This is a genomic window from Pseudonocardia sp. Ae150A_Ps1, from assembly GCF_001932315.1.
Taxonomy (GTDB): domain Bacteria; phylum Actinomycetota; class Actinomycetes; order Mycobacteriales; family Pseudonocardiaceae; genus Pseudonocardia.
Genome location: NZ_MCIJ01000001.1, coordinates 3,748,033 through 3,768,669, shown reverse-complemented (window position 1 = coordinate 3,768,669; position 20,637 = coordinate 3,748,033). Strand labels below are relative to the sequence as shown.

The window sequence follows — 20,637 nt, the reverse complement described above, 5'->3', positions numbered from 1 at the left end:
ACCACAGGTTCCCCCGGGCGGGCCTTGACCCGGAGTCCGTTGTACCTCAACCGATCTGCGGGTTCCCGGATTGCACCGTGAACTCTGTGGCGTTGATCACTTTGCCGGGATCGTTATTCGTTGTGATCCCTGTCGCACTGAGTGGTCGGACACACTTCTACACTGCACGCGCCCGGACGGCGGAGCACCGCGGCCCGGGCCCAGTCGACGCCAGTGATGCCGTCGTCGGCAGGGGCGCCGTCGTGGCGTCCCCGCTCGTCGAGGCGGACCTGGTGGAACTTCGCTGATCCAGGAGGACGGATGTCCGGTTCCACCCTCGCCCAGGGCCTCGAGCTCGGTGCGGGAGACCTCACCGTCGTCGGTGTGGTCGCGGTGGTCGCCCTCGTCGCCTTGGCCGTCGGCGGTCTGCTGCTCAGGGAGGTGCTCGCCAACGGCGAGGGCACCCCGAAGATGCAGGAGATCGGCCGCGCGGTCCAGGAAGGCGCCACGGCGTACCTCAACCGCCAGTTCCGCACCCTCGCGGTGTTCGCCGCGGTCGTGTTCGTACTGCTCTTCGCGCTCCCCGCAGAGGACCTCGGTGAACGCATCGGCAGGTCCATCTTCTTCGTCGTCGGTGCGGTCTTCTCCGCGATCATCGGCTATCTCGGCATGTGGCTCGCCACCCGCGCGAACATCCGGGTCGCCGCGGCTGCCCGCGAGCCGGGCGGCCGGGAGAAGGCGACCCGGATCGCGTTCCGGACCGGCGGCGTCGTCGGGATGTTCACGGTCGGCCTCGGCCTGTTCGGTGCCGCGATCGTCGTGCTCGTCTACGCCGGCCAGGCTCCACGCGTCCTGGAGGGCTTCGGCTTCGGCGCGGCCCTGCTCGCGATGTTCATGCGTGTCGGCGGTGGCATCTTCACCAAGGCCGCCGACGTCGGCGCCGACCTCGTCGGCAAGGTCGAGCAGGGCATCCCGGAGGACGACCCGCGCAACGCGGCGACGATCGCGGACAACGTCGGCGACAACGTCGGCGACTGCGCCGGGATGGCCGCCGACCTCTTCGAGTCCTACGCCGTGACGCTGGTCGCCGCCCTGATCCTGGGCACCGCGGCGTTCGGCCTGCAGGGCCTGCTGTTCCCGCTGATCGTCCCGGCCATCGGTGTGATCACCGCGATCCTGGGCGTCTATCTGACGAAGGCCCGCGAGGGCGAGAACACGCTGCGCGCCATCAACCGCAGCTTCTTCCTGTCCGCGCTGTTCGCGGGCGTCCTGTCGATCATCGCCGCGTACGTCTACCTGCCGTCGAGCTTCGGCGCGCTGACGAACCCGACCGACGGCAGTGTCGCCGCACTGACCGGCGACCCGCGCCTGATCGCGTCGGCCGCGGTGATCATCGGCATCGTGCTCGCGGCCGTCATCCTCAAGCTGACCGGCTACTACACCGGCACCGAGGACCGCCCGGTCAAGGACGTCGGCGAGTCCTCCCTCACCGGCGCGGCGACGGTGATCCTCTCCGGCATCTCGATCGGTTTCGAGTCCGCGGTCTACACCGCCCTCGTCATCGGAGCCGCGGTGTACGGGGCGTTCCTGCTGTCCGGCTCGATCGTCGTCTCGCTCTTCGCGGTCGCGCTGGCCGGTACCGGCCTGCTGACCACCGTCGGCGTCATCGTCGCGATGGACACCTTCGGCCCGGTCTCGGACAACGCGCAGGGCATCGCCGAGATGTCCGGCGACGTCGAGGGTGACGGCGTCGACATCCTCACCGAGCTCGACGCCGTCGGGAACACGACCAAGGCGATCACCAAGGGCATCGCGATCGCGACGGCGGTACTCGCCGCGACCGCGTTGTTCGGCTCGTACCGCGACGCCATCAACCAGGCGCTCGACGGTGCCGGGGTCGCGCTGGCCGACGCCGGAACCGCCTTCGCCTACGAGGTGTTCAGCCCGAACACCCTGGTCGGCGTGATCATCGGTGCCGCGGTGGTGTTCATGTTCTCCGGCCTGGCGGTCAACGCCGTGACCCGTGCCGCCGGCGCGGTCGTGTTCGAGGTGCGCCGCCAGTTCAAGTCCAAGCCCGGGATCATGGACGGCACCGAGCGGCCCGAGTACGGCCGCGTCGTCGACATCTGCACCCGCGACTCGCTGCGCGAGCTGGCCACCCCCGGCCTGCTCGCGATCTTCGCCCCGATCGCGGTCGGGTTCGGCCTCGGCGTCGGCCCGCTGGCCGGCTACCTGGCCGGTGCGATCGCGGCCGGCACCCTGATGGCGATCTTCCTCGCCAACTCGGGTGGGGCATGGGACAACGCGAAGAAGCTGGTCGAGGACGGCAACCACGGTGGCAAGGGGTCCGACGCCCACGAGGCGACGATCATCGGCGACACCGTCGGTGACCCGTTCAAGGACACCGCCGGTCCGGCGATCAACCCGCTGATCAAGGTCATGAACCTGGTCTCGGTGCTGATCGCCCCGGCGATCGTGGTGCTCTCGACGCCGGATGCCAACCCGGTGATCCGGATCCTGATCGCCCTGGTCGCGGTCGCGATCATCGCGGCGGCGATCGTGGTGTCGAAGCGCCGCACGTCGGCCATCACCGACGCTCCGGCCGAGAGCTCGGTGGGCTAGACCGGAGCATCCCGCCACGCGGTATCCGCGGACCACGACGGCCGCTCGTCCCGACCGGGGTGAGCGGCCGTCGTGCGCCGTCACCCGATTCGGCTACCCTGCCCCGGCCGGACCGCGGAGATCATCCGGTTGGAGGAGCCATGCGGACGATCGGCGCGGCGCTGGCCGCCGCCCTCCTCGCGGGGTGCGGCTCCCCCGGGCCCACGGTCCCGGAGTGGACCGACGGGATGTGCACGGCGGTCCGCTCGTTCGTCCAGACGGCCGTCGCGGCGCCGGGTTCCGGCCCGGCACCCGCCGAGCGGCTGCAGGCCGTCGGCGACTACCTGGGCCGCACGACCTCCGCGGTGGACCGCACCCTGGGTGACCTGGACCGGCTCGGCCCGCCACCCGTCGACGGCGGCGACACCCTCGCCGCGGAGCTCGCCGGCGGCCTCGGTGAGATCCGCTCCGCGTTCTCCTCGGCCCGCTCCCGGGTCGGGGCGCTGGACCCGGCCGACCCGGCCGCCGTCGAGCGGGACCTGCCGGGCGCCCTGGAGCCGGTCGCCCGCCTCGGCAGCACGACCGGTCCGCTCGCCGTCGTCACCGGGGACCCGGAGCTCGGCCCCGCGTTCCGGGCGTCCGCGGCGTGCGGCGATCTGACCCGTCTGGCCGAGCAGCCTCGATCACAGTCCGCCCCGGACGGCCCTGCCGGTGTTGCCCCGAACGGTGCAGCGGGGGAGGGTGGCGGCGGCTGACCTGCGGCGGCGTCCTACCGTCGTCACCCGACCGTTACCTCCGGGCCCGCTCCCACGGCCCCCCGACCCTGGAGCCCGACGATGGCCACCCCCCGACCGGCGCGTGCCGCACGGGTCCTGCTCCCCGCCCTGCTCGCCACCCTCCTCGCCGGTGGCTGCGCCCAGACCGTCGCCGGCACGGCCGCGCCGGACCCGGCTCCGCGCCCCACCGAGGGTGTCGGCGCCGACCCGGTCGCCTGGGGCGACACCGTGTGCGGCGCGCTGCTGTCCTACTACCAGCCGCTCAGCGCCCGGCCCGACTACGGCGGCGCCGACCTGCCCGGCATCAAGACCCGGCTGTCCGAGTACCTCGGCAACGTCAAGGGCGGCATCGACAACGGCAAGAAGCAGCTCGCCGATGCCGGCGCCTCCCCGGTCAGCGGCGGCGACCAGTTCAAGACCTCGATCAGCGACCTGCTGAACCGGACCGGGACGACCGTCGACCAGGCCCGCACCGACGTCGACCAGGCCGACCCGAACGACGTGCCCGGCTTCCAGGCGCGGCTGAAGTCCGCCGAGGACAAGCTGCGCACCATCGGTGCCGCCGAGGGCCTGGACAAGCTCGGAGCCACCCCGCGCCTGGACAAGGCGGTCGCGACGGCCCCGAAGTGCGGCGAGCTGAACAAGCTGACCACCCCGGGCTGAGCACACGCGTCACCCTCCGGCGTGGCGCTGGTGACAGCGATCGAACATGCGTTCTATGATCGGCGCGTGCCGCAGATGTCGCTGTTCTCCGCGGAGGCCCGGCCGGCCGGGCTGACCGACCTGGCCGGGCTGCTCTGCGGGCCCGGGCGGATCGAGCGGTTCGGCGCCGGTGACACCGCCCGGTTCGACGTACCGCTCCCGTTCGAGGGCCGGGAGAGCGCGCTGGCCGCACTGGCCGCCGCCCGCGGCGTCACCCTGGCGCCGGGCGCGTCCGGCATGCGCAGCGCGTTCCGGCGGGATCTCGTCCCGCTCGCCCGCACCTGGTGCACCCCCGACGGTCGCAAACAGGTCCCACCGGACTTCCAGCTCGACGGGGCCGCGCTGCGGCTCTGGGCGCTCGCCGCGGGCGTCGGTGACCTGCGCGGCGGACACCTTCTGCTGCTCGACCCGCACGCGCCGTGGACGCACGGGCCGCTCATCGCCGCGGCGACCCGGGCCGGTCTCCCCCCGGCGCGGCTCGCGACCGGGGAACACGGGGCCCCCGGTCCGGCGTTGCGACTGCACGGCACCCGTCGCATGGCTCGCCTGGTCGAACTGGTGGGTCCGGCGCCGAGCACGCTCGGTGCGTCCGAGTGGCCCCGACACCACGGCCGACCGGCCGCCTGACCTGCCGAACTCCGGCTCCGGCTACGCTGGCGACTCGCCCGGCCACGGTGGCGCAACCCACGGCACCGGGTGGCGACGGTGTGAGATCGTGCGATCGTCGACCGGATACGGACGCATAGAGCGACCACTCCGGCACGCTCTGCGGGTGCACCGACAGCACGGTGGAGCACGGCTACGGCGCAGCCGTCGCAACAGGCGCGACGCCGCCGAGGAGATGAGGTAGGACCACGTGGCAGCAGCGACAACGGGAACGGGTTCGGCACGCACGTCGGGGGGCAGCACTCGCAAGCCCACCTCGACGGCGAGCGCGTCCGACCGTCCGGTCCGCCGCCTGGTGATCGTCGAGTCGCCGAGCAAGGCCAAGAAGATCCAGCCCTACCTGGGCAACGACTACGTCGTGGAGTCCTCCGTCGGCCACATCCGCGACCTCCCACGGGGGGCCGCCGACGTCCCGGCGAAGTACAAGGGCGAGTCCTGGGCGCGGCTCGGCGTCGACGTCGACAACCAGTTCAGCCCGCTCTACATCGTGACGCCGGAGAAGAAGAGCACCGTCTCCGAGCTGCGCGAGGCCCTCAAGACGGTCGACGAGCTCCTGCTCGCGACGGACCCCGACCGCGAGGGCGAGGCCATCGCCTGGCACCTCCTGGAGACCCTCAAGCCGAAGGTCCCGGTCCGGCGGATGGTCTTCCACGAGATCACCGAGTCGGCGATCCGGGCGGCAGCGGAGAACACCCGAGAGCTCGACCAGGACCTGGTCGACGCCCAGGAGACCCGCCGCATCCTGGACCGGCTCTACGGCTACGAGGTCTCCCCCGTGCTGTGGAAGAAGGTCATGCCGAAGCTCTCGGCGGGCCGCGTGCAGTCGGTGGTCACCCGGCTCGTCGTGCAGCGCGAGCGGGACCGGATCGCGTTCCGCTCCGCCGAGTACTGGGACATCTCCGCGACCCTCGACGCCGGCGCCGAGGCGACCCCGCGGACGTTCGGCGCCCGGCTGGTCCAGGTCGACGAGCGCCGTGTCGCGACCGGCCGCGACTTCGACTCGCTGGGGCAGCTGAAGAAGGCGGCCCAGAACAACAGCGCCGACGTCGTCGTCCTGAACGAGGCCGCGGCCCGCCGGCTCGCCGAGGGGCTCGAGGGCCGGAACCTGACCGTCGACTCGGTCGAGTCCAAGCCGTACACCCGCAAGCCGTACGCGCCGTTCACCACGTCGACGCTGCAGCAGGAGGCGGGCCGCAAGCTGCGGTTCTCGTCGGAGCGAACGATGCGCAGCGCGCAGCGGCTCTACGAGAACGGCTACATCACCTACATGCGTACGGACTCGACCACGCTGTCCGACGCCGCGATCCAGGCCGCCCGCGCCCAGGCCCGGGAGCTCTACGGCGACGCCTACGTCGCCGACAAGCCGCGCCAGTACACCCGCAAGGTGAAGAACGCGCAGGAGGCCCACGAGGCGATCCGCCCGGCCGGCGAGTCGTTCCGGACCCCGGGGGCGATCGCCCGCGAGGTCGACGGCGACGACTTCCGGCTCTACGAGCTCGTCTGGCAGCGCACGATCGCGTCCCAGATGAACGACGCCCGCGGCACCACCGTGAGCGTCCGGATCGGTGGGACGGCCGGCACCGGCGAGAAGGTCGTGTTCGCGTCGTCCGGACGGACGATCACCTTCCCGGGCTTCCTCAAGGCCTACGTCGAGACCGTCGACGACGGCTCCAAGGAGCAGGCCGACGACGCCGAGTCCCGCCTGCCCGAGCTCACCGAGGGCCAGGCGCTCACCGCCGACGAGCTCACCCCCGACGGGCACTCGACCAGCCCGCCGTCGCGCTACACCGAGCCGGCGCTGGTCAAGGTCATGGAGGAGCTGGGGATCGGCAGGCCGTCGACGTACGCGTCGACGATCAAGACCATCCTCGACCGCGGCTACGTCTGGAAGAAGGGCTCCGCGCTCGTCCCGTCCTGGGTGGCGTTCGCCGTCGTCGGGCTCATGGAGCAGCACTTCGGCCAGCTCGTCGACTACGACTTCACCGCCGAGATGGAGGACGACCTCGACTCCATCGCCTCCGGGAACGACTCCCGGGTGCACTGGCTGTCCGGCTTCTACTTCGGGTCCGAGGACGCCGCGCCGGACGACACCGGGTCGGAGATCGCGAAGGCGGGTGGGCTGAAGAAGCTCGTCGGCTCGAACCTCGAGGAGATCGACGCCCGCGCGGTCAACTCGATCGTCATGTTCGCCGACGCCGCGGGCCGCGACGTCGTCGTGCGGGTCGGCCGGTACGGGCCGTACCTCGAGCGGATCGTCGACGGCGAGTCCCAGCGCGCCAACCTCACCGACGGCCTGCCGCCGGACGAGCTGACCGAGGAGATCGCCGAGAAGCTGTTCTCGGTGCCGCAGGAGGGCCGCAAGCTGGGCACCGACCCGGTGACCGGCCACGAGGTCGTCGCGAAGGAGGGCCGGTTCGGGCCCTACGTGACCGAGCTCCTGCCCGAGCCGGAGGTGCCCGAGGGCGCCAAGAAGAAGCCGGCGAAGCCGAAGCCGCGGACCGGGTCGCTGTTCAAGACGATGTCGGTCGACACCATCACCCTGGACGAGGCGCTGAAGCTGCTGTCGCTGCCGCGCGTCGTCGGCAACGACCCGGAGTCCGGTGACGAGATCACCGCGCAGAACGGCCGCTACGGGCCGTACCTGAAGAAGGGCACCGACTCGCGGTCGCTGGCCGACGAGGAGCAGCTGTTCACGGTGACCCTCGAGGAGGCGCTGGAGCTCTACAAGCAGCGCGGCCGCGGGCGGGGCGCCGCCCAGCCGCCGCTGCGCGAGCTCGGCGAGGACCCGTCGACCAGCAAGAAGATGGTGATCAAGGACGGCCGGTTCGGGCCGTACGTCACCGACGGCGAGACCAACGCCAGCCTGCGCAAGGGCGACGAGGTCGAGGCGCTCACCGACGAGCGCGCCTCCGAGCTGCTCGCCGAACGCCGCGCGAAGGCCCCGGCGAAGAAGAAGCCGGCCCCGCGCAGGACGGCGGCGGCGTCGAAGAGCGGCGGGTCGACGGCCCGCAGCACGGCCAAGAAGACCGGGACGACGGCCGCGAAGAAGCCGGCGACGCGCACGCGCAAGTCGCCGACGACCTGACCGTCGCACACGAGAGGGCCCCGTCCGGCACGTCGCCGGGCGGGGCCCTCTGTGTTGGTGCGAGCCGAGGCTGCGCACCCTCAGGCGCGCGCTCAGCCCCCGGAGAGGGCCTTCTTGACGGCGGCGGCGACCCGGCCGCCCTCGGCGCGACCGGCCGCGGCGGCGTTGGCCTTCTTCATGACCTGGCCCATCTGCTTCATCCCCGGCGCCGCACCGGTCTCCGCCTCCACCTCGGCGACGGCGGCGCGGGCCAGCCCGGCCACCTCGTCGTCGTCGAGCTGGGTGGGCAGGTAGCGGGCCAGGACGTCACCCTCGGCGCGCTCGCGGGCGGCCTGCTCGGCGCGGCCGCCGTCGGCGAACGCCTGTGCCGACTCGGCCCGGCGCTTGGTCTCCTTGGTGAGGACGGTGCGGACCTCGTCGTCGGTCAGCTCCCGGGCCGACTCCCCCGCCACCTCGGCGGTCCCGATCGCGGTCAGCGCCGAACGCAGGGTCGTCCGGACCAGCTCGTCCCGGGCCTTCATGGCGGCCGTCAGGTCGGTCCGCAGCTGCTCCTTGAGGGTGCTCACGGCTGGCCACGATAGTCCTGAGCCGTAGGCTGGAGCGCGTGAGTACCGTCCGCACCCTCGCCAGCCTGGCCGCCGGAACCGTCGCGACCGGAGCCGCCGGGCTCGGGTACGCGGCGGGCGTCGAGCGGCGGCACTGGACGCTGCGGCAGGTCGAACTTCCGGTGCTCGACCCGGGGGCGCGGCCCCTGCGGATCCTGCACCTGTCGGACTTCCACCTCACCCCCGGCCAGCGCAGCAAGATCCGCTGGATCGCGTCGCTGGCCGCGCTCGAGCCCGATCTCGTGATCGACACCGGGGACAACCTCGCGCACCCGGACGCCGTGCCGAACGTCCTCACCGCGCTCGGGCCGCTGTTCCACCGGCCGGGCGCGTTCGTCTTCGGCAGCAACGACTACTACGGCCCCACCGCGAAGAACCCGGCCCGTTACCTGCACCGCGGCGACACCCGCCGGGTGCACGGCGCGCCGCTGCCCTGGCAGGACCTGCGCGCCGCGTTCCGCGAGCACGGCTGGGTCGACGCGACGCACGCCCGGCACCTGCTGGAGGTGGACGGCCGCACCGTCCGGATCGCCGGCGTCGACGACCCGCACCTCAACCGGGACCGCTACCCGCGGATCGCCGGCCACGACGCCGACGCCGACCTCCGGCTCGGCCTCACCCACTCGCCCGAACCGCGGGTGCTGGACGGGTTCGCCGCCGACGGCTACGACCTGGTCCTCGCCGGCCACACGCACGGCGGGCAGCTGCGCCTGCCCGGTTACGGGGCGATCGTCACCAACTGCGGGATCGACCGGTCCCGGGCCCGCGGAGCGAGCCGCTGGGGCAGCCACACCCGGCTGCACGTGTCCGCCGGGCTGGGCACCTCGCCGTACGCGCCGGTCCGGTTCGCCTGCCCGCCCGAGGCCTCGCTGCTGACCCTCGTACCGCCTCCGACCAGCGCCGATGCGGGGAGGGCCACCCCCGCGCAGGCCGTGCCGGGCGTCGGGTAGAGTTCTCAACGGCTCACAGGAGACCCCAGGTCGACGCCCGGGCCACTCGGGGTGTGGCGCAGCTTGGTAGCGCGCTTCGTTCGGGACGAAGAGGTCGCAGGTTCAAATCCTGTCACCCCGACCACACAAAGGCCCTGGTCAGAGACTCGATCGAGAGTCGCGGACCAGGGCCTTCGTCGTGCGTCCGGGCAGCCGCGGTGCGCCCGCGCCCCCTCAGACCTGGGCGTACCCACCGTCGACGGCGAGCTCCGAACCGTTGACGTAGCTGGACGCGTCCGAGGCGAGGAAGACGGCGGCCGCGGCGATCTCCTCGGGCTCGGCCAGCCTGCCGAGCGGAACCGAGGCCCCGGCGGCGTCGAGCTCGTCGGGCGGGAGCAGGTCGATCAGACCCTGCGTGCGGGTACCCCCGGGAGAGAGCACGTTGATCCGGTACCGGCGTTCACCGGCGCCGTGGGCGAACCCGCGAACCAGGTTGCGGATCGCAGCCTTGGTCGCCCCGTACACGGGCAGGTAGGACTCGGGCCGTGAGACCGCCGTCGATCCGGTCAGGACGATCGACGCCCCGGGCGAGAGCAGCGGCAGCGCCTTCTGCACGGTGAACAGCGAGCCCTTCACGTTGGTGGTGAACATCGCGTCGAGGTCGTCGAGCCGACCCACGTCGCAGCGGATCCCGGTCACCCCGGGACCGAGCTCGGCCACGACCTCGTCGAGCTGCTCCTGCCGGCGGCCGACGACGAACACCCGCGCCCCCTCGGCACGGAAGGCCCGCGCGATCGCCAGCCCGATACCCGCGTTCGCACCGGTCACGACCGCGACCTTGTTCTCCAGAACCGGCATGGTGACTCCTGACCAAGTTGTTGACTGATCCGTCCATAACACTGGATATGGACCATTCGGTCAATAACAAGGTCGGTGTCGTGGCTCACGACAACCCGGGGAAGCTCAGGGCGTGGGCAGCAGCCCGTGGAGCAGGGTCTCGGCCATGGCCGACAGGACGGCCGGGTCCTGGCCGACCCGGCCGAGGACGAGCAGGCCGAGCTGGCCGGCGAGCACTGCGTGGGCGGTCTCGTCCGGGTCGACCCGGGCTGCGACATCGCCCTCGCACTGCGCCCGCCATACCGCCTCGGCCAGCAGCGTGGTGGTCGCCGCGTAGCTGCGCCGGGCCTCGGTGGCCACCTCCGGGGTGCTGACGGACAGCTCCATCGCCGTGTTGGCGAGCAGGCAACCGCGCCGGGCCTCCGTCCCGCCGGGGTCCCGCAGCGGACCGGTCACGAAGCCGCGGATCACGTCGAGAGCGCGGTCGGCCTGGTCGAGCCAGGCTCGCAGCATCCGGTCGTTGGCCTCGTCGTACTCGCGCAGCACCCGCAGGAACAGGCTCTGCTTGTCCCCGAAGGCCCCGTACAGACTTCCCTTGCCGAGCCCGCTGGCCGCCAGGAGATCGTCGAGCGAGGTACCCGCGTACCCGTTGTCCCAGAACGCGGCCTGCACGGACGACAGGACGCGCACCTCGTCGAACTGGCGTGGACGTGGCATGGGCCGAGGCTAGTCATAGTGGACCGAACGGTCCAGCACCGCACCGGAGAGCCCGCCGGATACGCGACGTTGCCGATGCGGGAACCACTCCACCGGCGCAAACCTCGTACGGCGACACGACCGGCCCGCCGGGCAGCGGCGACGGCCGGCGATGCGGCTCCGCCGGAGGTCAGCCATGCGCACGAGCCTGTTCACCTACTTCCACGACAGCCCCGGGCCGTCGCCGGTCGACGACTACGTCCGCGACCTCCGTGCGGCCCGCGACGAGGGGTTCGGCCACGCGTGGACCGTCCAGCTCCCCTGGGATCCGGACGCCCTGGTCACCCTGGGGATCGCGCTGCGGGAGATCGACGGGATGACGCTCGGCACCGGGGTGCAGCCGATCCAGCTGCGGCAGCCGATGGCACTCGCCCAGTCGGCGCTCACGCTGAACCTCGTCGGCGGCGGCCGCTTCCGCCTCGGCATCGGGCTGACCCACGCCCTGATCTGCGACGGCATGTGGGGCGTGCCGTGGGACCGGCCCCTCCGGCGCATCACCGAGTACCTCGACTGCCTCCTGCCCCTGCTGGCCGGTGACCGGGCGGACGTGACCGGGGAGCTGTACACGACCCGCGGCACGGTCGCCCTCGCCGGCGCCACCGCCCCGCCGGTGTACCTGGCCGCGCTGGGACCGCAGATGCTCCGCGTCGCCGGCCGGCGTACGGCGGGCACGATCACCTTCCTGACCGGTCCACGGACGCTGGCCGGCCACGTGGTGCCCACGGTGCGGGCCGCTGCGGCCGAGGTGGGCCGCGAGGCCGAGGTCGTCGCGGCGCTGCCGGTCTGCGTCACCGACGACGCCGCCAAGGCCCGGGAGCTGGCCGCCGAGACCTACGCCCTGTACGGCGACCTGCCGCCCTACCGGGCGATGCTCGACCGGGAGGGCGTCGAGGGCCCGGCGGACGTGGCGATCGTCGGTGACGAGGACGAGGTCGGCGCCCGCCTGGGCGAGCTCGGCGACGCCGGGGTCGCCGAGCTCGCCGCGCACGTCTTCGGCCCGGGTGACGAGGAACGTGCCCGCACCCGCGCGCTGCTGCTGAGCAGGGCCGCATAGCGGGTCAGACCGTGCTCGACGACCGTCCGCCCAGGTGGCGGGCCAGGAAGCGTTCGAGCGTCCCGTACAGCTCGATGTTGCTGTCCGGGTTCACGAACCAGTGGCCCTCGGTCTCGTTCAACAGGTACTCGACCTCGGCCCCGCGGGAGCGGAGCGCGTCGGCGATGCGGTCGGAATGACGCCGGGCCACGCGGACGTCGTTGGCGCCGTGGATCAGCAGCACCGGTGCGGTGATGTCGTCGACCCGGCTGACGGGCGAGCGGGAGAGCATGTCGGCCTCCTGGCGGGGGTCGTCCGCGTCGCCGATGTAGCGACCGTAGGAGTTCCGGACGCTGCGGCGGGCCGCGGGGATCACGGAACGGACCAGGTCCGCCAGGTCGGACATGCCGGTGTAGCTCGCCGCGGCGGCGAACCGGTCCGGGGTGAAGGCGGCCCCGACCAGCGCCGCGTAGCCGCCGTAGGAGCAGCCGTAGATCGCGACCCGGGCGGGGTCGCTGTAGCCCTGCGCGACAGCCCAGTCGACGGCGTCGATCAGGTCGTCGTGCATGCGCCCGGCGAACTCGCCGATCGCGGCCCGGGTGAAGGCCCCGCCGTACCCGGTGGAGCCGCGGAAGTTCACCTGGAGCACGGCGTAGCCGCGGTTGGCCAGCAGCTGTACCTCCGGGTCGTAGCACCAGCTGTCGCGGTACCACGGGCCGCCGTGCACCAGCAGCACAGTCGGCAGCCCGCGGGGTTCCACCCCGACCGGCAGGGTCAGGTGGCACGGCAGGCGCAGCCCGTCGCGGGCGGTGACGGTGACCGGGGCGACCGGGGCCAGGTCGGCCGGGTCGAGGTGCGGGTACGGCCGGAACAGGCGGCGCGCCTGCCCCGTCGCGTGGTCGTAGAACCAGGTGACGCCCGGGTCGCGGTCGTGGGTGAAGTCGACGACCCACCGCTGAGCGCCGGCGTCGCACGACACGTGGCCCAGGTCGCCGTCGGACAGCTCCGCCAGCCGCGGCAGCACCTCCGCGAAGTGCGGCTCGAGGGCGTGGACGTCCTGGCGCTCGCCGAGGTAGCGGGCCCCGAGCAGCTCACCGGTACCCGGGTGCAGGATCAGCGAGGACGGGAACCGCGGGTCGGCCTCCGGACGGGGCGTGTCCAGGTCGAACACGGGGTGGGAGTCCACTCCGGTCTCCTCGCCCGTCGCCAGGTCGAGCCGGGCCAGGCGGGTGCGGTCCGAGCCGCGCGCCGAGCCGATCCACAATCCGCTCCCGTCCGGGATGGGTGCGATCGGGGAGACGCCGAGGAGGAGATCGGTGAAGCGGGCGATCGGGGTGGGGTCGCCGTCCGCCCACTCCGACAGGACGTGGTCACCGTTCTCCTCCATCGTGAAGACAAGGAGCCGGTCGACGGTGCGGAGCCAGATGAGGACGTCGCCGGGATTCTCCGCGACCAGGGTCAGCTCGCCGGTCGCGAGATCGAGCTCGTAGAGATCGGCCAGCTCGGGACGACGCCTGTTCAGCTGCACGAACGCCGTGCCCGGCCGGTCCGGCGGCAGCTGTGTGCCGAGCAGGCGCACCCCCTCGAAGGGCGTCAGGTCGGCCGTGGGCTCGTCGGGGCGCTCCGGGTCCGCGCGGTGCAGGTGCCAGTTCTCGTCGCCGTCGGTGTCCTGCTGGAAGAGCAGGTACCGGCCGTCGGCGGACCAGAAGAAGGTGTCGACGTTGCGCCGGGTGTCGGAGGTGATGCGCCGGGCGCCGTGGTCGTCGCCGGGGGGTGGACCAGTCGGAGTCCACGTCGCGGACGAACACGTTGAGGCGCTCCCGCCACGGGGCGAGGTAGGCGACCTTCGTCCCGTCCGGGGACAGCAGGGCGCGGCTGCGGGTGGGCGGGCCGAAGAACTCCTCGACGGTGATCGGCTTCGGAAGGGGCATGACGTGGCCTCCGGGTGCGACGGGTGCGGGTCGTCCCCGACTCCACGCCCCGACGTCGCGTCGGGCTCAAGCCCGCCCGGGGATGATCCGGGTCACACCGTCGTCGCCGGTCAGCCCTCATCGACCTCGGCCAGCCGCTCCTGGACCCGGCGCAGGACGCGGTGCTGCACGGGCCGGAGCGTCTGCTCGTTCAGCTCCTCCATCAGCGCGGTCACGCGCGTGCCGAGCGGGGGCAGGCCCGCCAGCCGCGCCGTCACCGGCCCCAGGTACGCCACCAGGTCGTCGACCAGCGCGGTGATCTCGTCGTCCCCGGTGTCCGGTCCGAGCGCGTAGAAGCGCGCCGTCAGCGGTGCGGGCGCAGCCAGGCCGTCGCCGAACAGGGCGGTGAACCCGGCCGGTCCGTCCGTGCCGAGCAGGTGACCGGCCAGGACGAGCTGCTCGTGCTCGAAGCGGGCCATGTCCGCCGGCGTGCCCTCCCCGGGCGCCGACCGCCATGCCGACAGCTCCGGGGGCAGGTCGGGTGGGGCACCGCTGCTGCGCAGCGCAGCGATGTCGGCCCGGCGGGCGGTGAGCCGCTCGATGTCGGCGGCGGCCCGGCGATCGAGCTCGTCGAGCAGCTCCTCCGCGGCCGCCGGGTCGTCGAGCACACCGGGCAGCGCGGACAGGGAGATCCCGAGCGCCGCCATCCGCGTGATGCGCAGGAGCCGGACGAGGTGCCCGACGTCGTAGTGCCGGTAGCCGCCGGCCGAGCGCGGAGGCTCGGGCAGCAGGCCGATCTGGTGGTAGTGGCGCAACGTGCGGACGGTGACACCGGCCAGGTCGGCGAGCTCGCTGCTGAGCACCGCGACCTCCTTCCGACTCCGGACAGCAGAGGACGACAGTAGAACGACGGCCCCGGCGGCGACGACACCGCAGCGCTACGCGCTGCGCCCGTCCAGCCGGAGCGGCTCACCGCCGTTGTAGCGGTCGGCGACGGCGTCCGGGCCCTTGGTGATCAGCTGTGCGAGGTTCGCCGCGTGGCCGTGCCCGAGCCCGTAGTCGGACTTCAGCCAGGCGATGATCTCCCCGGCCTTCGCGGTGGCGAGCCCCCGCTCCTGCGCGAGGTCGAGGAACGCGCGCGGGGTGATGCCGGTCTGCGCCTCGGCGTTGTCGAGGTAGGTCTGGAATCCGCTCATACCGATACAGACCGGACGCGCCCCGGGATTTCATCGGCGTCCGGCCAGTGAGATCACCGACGGCGGAGCGGCTGCCGGCACCAGTAGGTGGCCGAACGCAGCACCCACTCGACCGGCCCGAACCGGAACCGGCGCAGCCACCACCGGCTCGCGACGAGCAGCAGGGCGAAGATCGCCAGGGCGATCGCGAGCGTCCCGAGTGTCGGCACCCGGTCCACGAGCCCGGCCGCCGGGAAGATCAGCAGGCACAGCCAGCCCTGCGCGAGGTAGTTCGTCAGCGCCGTCCGCCCGGCCGGGACGATGACGCCGAGCGTCCGCCGTCCGATGCCCGTCCGGTGCAGCAGGAGCAGTCCCGCGACGTACGCGGCGACGAACGCCGGTGCCGTCAGCAGGGACAGGCCCCGTGCCACCGCGGCGGCCGGGTCGAGCCCGCCCTCGACGGGCGCGAGCACGGACGGCACCGCACCGGGCACCCCGACCACGAGCCCCGTCACCAGGACCGTCCACAGTGCAGCATCGGTCGGTTCGCGCCGGTGCAGCAGGCCACGCCTGCCCGCCGCGAGTCCGAACAGGACCAGGGCGAGGTAGTCCGGCAGCGAGAGCAGGGTCGTCGGCAGTTCGGCGAGCCGGTCGGCGAGGAGGTTGCCGGGCGGCGCCGGCACGGGCTCGGCGGGGACGTCGGCCCCGGAGGTGAGCAACGCCGTCGCGCCGTAGAACGCCGCGACCGCGAGCAGCAGGATCACCCCGGCCCGGACCGCGTTGCCCGTGCTGATCCGGCGCATCGCGACCGTGATCGCCCCGGCCACGGCGTAGACGGCGAGCACGTCGTGCGTCAGCCCCAGCAGGAGCAGCACGGCCATCCGGCGCCCGAGCCGGCGCACCGTCGTGCGTCCGGTGCCGGACCGTTCGAACTGCGTCGCGATGCCGTACCCGAACAGGAACGCGAACAGCATGTGGAACTTGTCGACGAGGAACAGGCGACGGACGTCCCGCACCAGTTCGTCGATCGGTGCCGTGCCGGGCACCGTCTCGGCGACGGACCAGATGTTCACGAGCAGGATGCCCAGCAAGGCGACACCGCGCAGGACGTCCAGCACGACGACGCGGTGCGCGCCGGTGACGAGGGGATCGGGCGGGACGCGGTCGGTGCCAGTACCCACGAGCCTCCAGGTGCCCGTCGCGGTCGATGATCGACACCGTCTCGTGCGACGCCCTGGTGGAAACACGGGGATCCGGATCTCACCCGTCCGTGTGGGCAGCCGGGCGACGGTCCATGATCGTGCATGGTCCTCGGTCCACGGAGAGGAGGCACCGATGCCGCTCACCGCGGCCCAGTCCGCCCTCCTCGCGGCCTGGCTCCCCGGCGCCGAGCTCGTGCACGACCACAGCTGGGGCCTCGCCGGGACGACGGTCCTGCAGCTGCGCCACGCCGGGCGCGAGCACATCGTGAAGGCCGGTGACGACGCCGACACCCACATCGTCCGCGAGCTGCGCGCCCACCGCAGGTGGCTGGGCCCGCTGCGCGGCCACGTCCCGGCTCTCCTGCACGCCGACGACGACGCCCGGCTGCTCGTCACCCGGTACCTGCCCGGCAGGCTCGTCGAGGGCGACCCGTCCGAACACGACCCCGGTACCTACCGCCAGGCCGGACGGCTCCTGGCGCTGCTGCACGACCAGCCGTCCGTCGTCGACCCCGGGTACGAGGCGCGGATGCGGGACCGCTCGCTCGCACACCTCTCCCGCCAGCACCGGATCGCGCCGTCGACCGCGGACCGGCTGCGGTCCGAGATCGCGTCCTGGCCGGACGGCCCGGCGACCCTCGTCCCGACCCACGGCGACTGGCAGCCACGGAACTGGCTGGTGCACGACGGCGTCGTCGCCGTGATCGACCTCGGGCGGGCGGACCTGCGCCCCGCGGCCACCGACCTGGTCCGGCTGGCCGCGCAGCAGTTCCGCGGGCACCCGGAGCGGGAACGCGCCTTCCTCGACGGCTACGGCGCCGACCCGCGGGAACCGGCCGCCTGGCGGCGGGAGCAGGTGCGCGAGGCGGTCGCCACGGCCGTCTGGGCGTACGGGATCGGGGACGAGCCGTTCGAGCGCCAGGGCCACCGCATGGTGGCCGAGGCGCTCGACGGCACCGGCTGAACCGGCAGGTCCGTGACCGTCAGACGGGCCTGGTCCCCTCGGTGGCCTGCAGCTGCCCGGCCGGGAGCCGGTCGGCGCCCCAGCTCCGCTCGATGTAGCCGATGATCCCGGCGATGTCGGCGTCGGGCACCTTCTCCGGCTCCCCGCGCTCCAGCGGGTCGACGTGGAAGATGTAGAGCCGCGAGGCGAACTGGTCGAACGGCAGCGACGCCTCGCCGAACCGCTCCCCGTTGCCCGCCGTCGAGACCACGACGCCGTCGCCCCAGTCCTGCCCGCTGTCGTTGTTCGGGTTGTAGAAGTACACCCGCATCACGTCCTGCGGATCGGGCGCGACCCGCAGGATGGTGATCGCGTGCCAGCCGACGTAGCGGGCGGCGCTGTCGGTGACGGCGACGCCTGCCGGCTGCGGGTGGATCAGCGGCTGCGCCCCGTTGTAGGCCGGGTGGTAGCCGGCGTGGAACTGGCGGAGGAAGTCGTCGAGGTCGACCAGGTTGCCCGTCGCGACGTCGACGTCGATGTGGAAGCCGCGGTGCGCCCACCAGCCGTGGAACTCCGGGTTGACCCACCGGTGCGGGTCACCGGGCCGGTCCGCGCACCGGCGTCCCATCTCGGCGTAGATCCGGTCCAGGTGCGGCACGACGACCAGCGACACCGGGTCGAGGTCGACCGGCAGCGCCTGGGCCACCCCGGCCCCGCTCTCCTGCGAGGAGATCCGCTGGCCCTCGAAGTGCATGATGATCTCGTCGTCGCGGGCCGCCCAGACGACCATCTGCAGCAGGTAGTCGGGATCGTTGTAGGCCCACATCGACAGCGCACGGGCCGACTGGCAGGTCGGGTTGTCACCCTGCCCGATGCCCAGCGGCTGGCCGAGCATCGACAGCACGCCGGCCAGCAGCCGCACCTCGGGCGCCGGGTCGCCGCCGAACGCCGCGACCAGCCGCTCGCGGGCGGCAGGCGACAGTTCGAGCGCGATCTGCCGCCACAGCGACGGCACCACCGGCGGCTCGTAGAGGATGCCGCGGTCGAGCAGCAGGGCGAGCCCGTAGATGCACTGGGCGGTCTGCGGGGTCACCGCCTCCTCGATCAGCCGGTGCACCAGGTCCCGGTAACGGAGCAGGCAGTTCTTGCCGGTGTCGGACACCCCGAGCGCCTCGGCGATGAGGTAGTCGCTCTCGTGGCGGAGGAACTGCAGCAGCTCCGCGTGGTACGGCGAGACCAGGCCGGTGTCGTGCATGGCCCGGGCGAACCCGGACGCCTCGTACTGCAGCCCACCGGTGTCCATCGCCTCCAGCCGGGACCGGAAGACGTCGACACCCGGATCGTCCCGGCACGCCTCGGTGGTCCCGAACAACGCCGTGATCAGCCGGTCCAGGCCCTGCCCGGAGGACAGGTCGACGTCGGGGTCACCGCGCCAGATCGACAGCCGTGTGATCAGCGACGCGACCTGGTCCACCTGGATCGGCCGCTGCCGCAGGACCCGCCAGATCTCCTCGACGAGCTTGTCCAGGACGACGTCGTAGCCGACGACGTCGGCCACGTGCCGGAACAGGTCGCGGATGAGCTGCGCCGTCCGGCCCTGCCGGGTCCGCTCCGCCTCGGTGGGCGGGGTGAACAGCAGTTCCAGGTTCATCGCCAGCACCTGGGACAGGAACTCGCGGGCGTCCTCCGGGGTCAGCGACGAGTGCTCGTAGTCGCCGCTGGCGACCGCGAGCGTCCGGAGCTCGCTGGTCGCCTCCATCACGACGGTGTCCGCGTCCCCGCTGTGCAGCCCCGGTCCGACGAACGACGGGACGAGGATCTCCGGTGTGGCCCAGTCCGTCCCGAGGAACACACCGGCCTCCTCGAGCTCCCGGGCCCGGGCCTGGACAGCGGCGGCCCCGCCTGGCTGCAGCAGGACCCGCCGCAGCTGCTCGAGGACCCGCCGGAGCTTCGTCGTCTTGCCGAAGTCGGCGGTCTGGGCCAGGGCCCGGGTGGCGTCGTCGAGCGAGACCAGGCGCTTGTCCAGCACCGGGGTCTCGTCCGCGACGTCGGGGGTCGGTTTCACACGGCTTCCCTCGTCCGGTGTTCTGCGTCCGGTGTTCTGCGTCCGGTGTTCCCGCTGACGCGGGCCTCAGACGTAGAAGTCGAGTTCTTCCTGCTTCTTCAACAGATCACGCATGCGGTAGGGGTCGTCCCCGAAGAAGTACAGCAGGCCCCAGTGGGTGCCGAACGCGGTCCGCTTGGTGACCGTCTCCTCCAGCGGCGCCGAGAGGTCGTGCGACTCGTAGTAGTCGTCGTCCTCGGTCTCCTCGGGGATCTGGAGGTCGCTGACGACGCGCCGACGGGGGTAGACGCCGAAGCACCCGGCCACGCCCTCGGCACCCTCGACCTCCTTCGGAAAGAAGGCGTCGATCTCCTCCTCGGTGGTCGTCGGGTCGAAGGCCAGCACGAGCGCCTGGTACGCGTTGAACCCGTAGGCGCGCTCCAGCAGCTCGAAGACCTTGAAGCCCGGCGGCCGGTAGGCGACCTCGCCGAAGTACATCTCGCCGTCGGAGGTCACGAAGTACTCCGGATGCACGAACCCGAACTCGATGTCGAAGGTCTTGATGAGCTTCTCGATCTGCGCGGTGATCGCCGGGCGGTACTTCTCGAGCTCCGGGGTCGCCGGGACGAACACCGAGTAGCCCAGGGTGACGTACTCGGAGATGTTCAGGAATTTGATCTTCCCGTTGTGGACCCAGGCCTCGACGGCGAACTCCCAACCGTCGAGGTGGGATTCCATCAGGACCGGGAACTCCTCGTCCGGAATGGTGTCGACCTCGTCCGGAGTACGGATGACGCGGTGCCCGAGGCATCCGGCTTTGTCGAACGCCTTGAGGTGGATCGGGTCGTTCGGGTCGCCGTCGAGCTTGAGGAGCGTCTGGTTGACCCGCTTGAGGAAGCGGATCACGTCCTCACGGTCGTGGGCCTCCTCGAAGATCCCCACCCGGATGCCGCCGAGCTGCGCACGGCGCTTCATCAGCGCCTTGTCGCGGAGCAGCATCGCCTGGCCGAAGAGCCGGGGGTTGTCCATCAGGACGGAGTTGATCGCCCCGGCCCACTCCACCGTCTCCTCGAACAGCGGGATCGCGACGTCGACGCCCTTCTCCTGCAGCGTCTCGGCGATCTCCATCGATCGGTCGTTGAGTCGCTCGAAGTTCCACGGGACGTAGGGGATGTCGTGCTCGGCGCAGTACTCCTCGGCCCATTCCGGAGCGACGACGACATATCTCCGGTCGAAACGGTCGAGCGCCTCGACCGCGTTCAGACTCCATCCGAGGAGAGCGACGTAACCCTTGTCGGAATTCTTGGCGACCGGCTCGGACCGAGGCATCGAAACAGTTCCCCCGTGATAGCGCTTTTCCCAATGAATTCGGGCGGACCACTCGACCCTACCTG

General features: G+C 72.2%; 17 protein-coding genes and 1 tRNA gene. 9 read left to right on the top strand and 9 right to left on the bottom strand.

Going from position 1 to position 20,637, the window contains the following annotated elements; translation table 11 throughout:
* Positions 1-300: 300 nt before the first annotated feature.
* From Ae150APs1_RS17605 to topA, 5 genes are all read left to right on the top strand, one after another.
* Positions 301-2,601 (top strand): sodium-translocating pyrophosphatase, encoded by a 2,301-nt coding sequence (locus Ae150APs1_RS17605; protein WP_010240910.1) that lies wholly within the window; start codon positions 301-303, stop codon positions 2,599-2,601.
* 140 nt (positions 2,602-2,741) lie between these two features.
* Entirely contained in the window at positions 2,742-3,335 is a 594-nt protein-coding gene (locus tag Ae150APs1_RS17600) for a hypothetical protein (RefSeq protein WP_075299045.1), read from the top strand.
* Between the two features lie 81 nt (positions 3,336-3,416).
* Positions 3,417-4,019 (top strand): hypothetical protein, encoded by a 603-nt coding sequence (locus Ae150APs1_RS17595; RefSeq protein WP_010240915.1) that lies wholly within the window; start codon positions 3,417-3,419, stop codon positions 4,017-4,019.
* Positions 4,020-4,094: 75 nt separating this feature from the next.
* Positions 4,095-4,685: a hypothetical protein gene (locus Ae150APs1_RS17590; protein WP_249266567.1), complete on the top strand. Its 591-nt coding sequence runs from the start codon at positions 4,095-4,097 to the stop codon at positions 4,683-4,685.
* A gap of 331 nt (positions 4,686-5,016) precedes the next feature.
* On the top strand, positions 5,017-7,809 hold the full coding sequence (topA, locus tag Ae150APs1_RS17585; protein WP_305775516.1) for a type I DNA topoisomerase: 2,793 nt from the start codon (positions 5,017-5,019) through the stop codon (positions 7,807-7,809).
* A 92-nt stretch (positions 7,810-7,901) separates the two neighbouring features.
* Here topA and Ae150APs1_RS17580 read toward each other — a convergent pair whose 3' ends face one another.
* On the bottom strand, positions 7,902-8,375 hold the full coding sequence (locus Ae150APs1_RS17580) for a GatB/YqeY domain-containing protein (protein ID WP_075299039.1): 474 nt from the start codon (positions 8,373-8,375) through the stop codon (positions 7,902-7,904).
* A gap of 38 nt (positions 8,376-8,413) precedes the next feature.
* On the opposite strand from Ae150APs1_RS17580, the gene Ae150APs1_RS17575 reads away from it, so the two are divergent.
* Both Ae150APs1_RS17575 and Ae150APs1_RS17570 read left to right on the top strand, forming a co-directional pair.
* Entirely contained in the window at positions 8,414-9,364 is a 951-nt protein-coding gene (locus Ae150APs1_RS17575; RefSeq protein WP_075299038.1) for a metallophosphoesterase, read from the top strand.
* 47 nt (positions 9,365-9,411) lie between these two features.
* Positions 9,412-9,488, top strand: a tRNA-Pro gene (locus Ae150APs1_RS17570).
* Between the two features lie 89 nt (positions 9,489-9,577).
* Here the strand turns inward: Ae150APs1_RS17570 and Ae150APs1_RS17565 are convergent.
* Together Ae150APs1_RS17565 and Ae150APs1_RS17560 are read right to left on the bottom strand one after the other, a co-directional pair.
* Entirely contained in the window at positions 9,578-10,201 is a 624-nt protein-coding gene (locus Ae150APs1_RS17565; protein WP_075299036.1) for an SDR family oxidoreductase, read from the bottom strand.
* Positions 10,202-10,306: 105 nt separating this feature from the next.
* Positions 10,307-10,897, bottom strand: coding sequence for a TetR/AcrR family transcriptional regulator (locus Ae150APs1_RS17560; protein ID WP_075299034.1), 591 nt, complete (start codon positions 10,895-10,897; stop codon positions 10,307-10,309).
* A gap of 175 nt (positions 10,898-11,072) precedes the next feature.
* Between Ae150APs1_RS17560 and Ae150APs1_RS17555 the strand changes: the two genes are divergently transcribed.
* Positions 11,073-11,990: a TIGR03564 family F420-dependent LLM class oxidoreductase gene (locus Ae150APs1_RS17555; protein WP_075299032.1), complete on the top strand. Its 918-nt coding sequence runs from the start codon at positions 11,073-11,075 to the stop codon at positions 11,988-11,990.
* 4 nt (positions 11,991-11,994) lie between these two features.
* Here Ae150APs1_RS17555 and Ae150APs1_RS17550 read toward each other — a convergent pair whose 3' ends face one another.
* The 4 genes from Ae150APs1_RS17550 to Ae150APs1_RS17535 form a co-directional block, all read right to left on the bottom strand.
* Positions 11,995-13,548, bottom strand: coding sequence for a S9 family peptidase (locus tag Ae150APs1_RS17550; protein WP_249266378.1), 1,554 nt, complete (start codon positions 13,546-13,548; stop codon positions 11,995-11,997).
* Positions 13,549-14,010: 462 nt separating this feature from the next.
* The gene (locus tag Ae150APs1_RS17545) at positions 14,011-14,742 is read right to left on the bottom strand and encodes a MerR family transcriptional regulator (RefSeq protein WP_075299030.1); all 732 of its coding nucleotides are present in this window, start codon (positions 14,740-14,742) and stop codon (positions 14,011-14,013) included.
* Positions 14,743-14,817: 75 nt separating this feature from the next.
* Complete coding sequence (locus Ae150APs1_RS17540) at positions 14,818-15,075, bottom strand: DUF4287 domain-containing protein (protein ID WP_010240934.1); 258 nt, start codon at positions 15,073-15,075, stop codon at positions 14,818-14,820.
* Positions 15,076-15,128: 53 nt separating this feature from the next.
* A complete protein-coding gene (locus tag Ae150APs1_RS17535) occupies positions 15,129-16,235 on the bottom strand; it encodes a DUF418 domain-containing protein (RefSeq protein WP_075299028.1) in 1,107 nt (368 codons plus the stop codon).
* Positions 16,236-16,389: 154 nt separating this feature from the next.
* On the opposite strand from Ae150APs1_RS17535, the gene Ae150APs1_RS17530 reads away from it, so the two are divergent.
* On the top strand, positions 16,390-17,220 hold the full coding sequence (locus tag Ae150APs1_RS17530) for a phosphotransferase (protein WP_075299026.1): 831 nt from the start codon (positions 16,390-16,392) through the stop codon (positions 17,218-17,220).
* Between the two features lie 19 nt (positions 17,221-17,239).
* Here Ae150APs1_RS17530 and Ae150APs1_RS17525 read toward each other — a convergent pair whose 3' ends face one another.
* Both Ae150APs1_RS17525 and Ae150APs1_RS17520 read right to left on the bottom strand, forming a co-directional pair.
* Positions 17,240-19,264 carry a hypothetical protein gene (locus Ae150APs1_RS17525; RefSeq protein WP_075299024.1) on the bottom strand — a complete coding sequence of 675 codons (2,025 nt, stop codon included), beginning with the start codon at positions 19,262-19,264 and terminating at the stop codon, positions 17,240-17,242.
* 66 nt (positions 19,265-19,330) lie between these two features.
* Complete coding sequence (locus Ae150APs1_RS17520; protein WP_075299022.1) at positions 19,331-20,572, bottom strand: carboxylate--amine ligase; 1,242 nt, start codon at positions 20,570-20,572, stop codon at positions 19,331-19,333.
* Positions 20,573-20,637: the final 65 nt, after the last annotated feature.

Excerpts from the sequence above, each read along its gene's own strand:
- Ae150APs1_RS17605 (WP_010240910.1), top strand. The coding sequence starts at position 301 with ATGTCCGGTTCCACCCTCGCCCAGGGCCTCGAGCTCGGTGCGGGAGAC.
- Ae150APs1_RS17600 (WP_075299045.1), top strand. The coding sequence starts at position 2,742 with ATGCGGACGATCGGCGCGGCGCTGGCCGCCGCCCTCCTCGCGGGGTGC.
- Ae150APs1_RS17595 (WP_010240915.1), top strand. The coding sequence starts at position 3,417 with ATGGCCACCCCCCGACCGGCGCGTGCCGCACGGGTCCTGCTCCCCGCC.
- Ae150APs1_RS17590 (WP_249266567.1), top strand. The coding sequence starts at position 4,095 with ATGTCGCTGTTCTCCGCGGAGGCCCGGCCGGCCGGGCTGACCGACCTG.
- Ae150APs1_RS17565 (WP_075299036.1), bottom strand. The coding sequence starts at position 10,201 with ATGCCGGTTCTGGAGAACAAGGTCGCGGTCGTGACCGGTGCGAACGCG.
- Ae150APs1_RS17560 (WP_075299034.1), bottom strand. The coding sequence starts at position 10,897 with ATGCCACGTCCACGCCAGTTCGACGAGGTGCGCGTCCTGTCGTCCGTG.
- Ae150APs1_RS17555 (WP_075299032.1), top strand. The coding sequence starts at position 11,073 with ATGCGCACGAGCCTGTTCACCTACTTCCACGACAGCCCCGGGCCGTCG.
- Ae150APs1_RS17540 (WP_010240934.1), bottom strand. The coding sequence starts at position 15,075 with ATGAGCGGATTCCAGACCTACCTCGACAACGCCGAGGCGCAGACCGGC.
- Ae150APs1_RS17530 (WP_075299026.1), top strand. The coding sequence starts at position 16,390 with ATGCCGCTCACCGCGGCCCAGTCCGCCCTCCTCGCGGCCTGGCTCCCC.
- Ae150APs1_RS17520 (WP_075299022.1), bottom strand. The coding sequence starts at position 20,572 with ATGCCTCGGTCCGAGCCGGTCGCCAAGAATTCCGACAAGGGTTACGTC.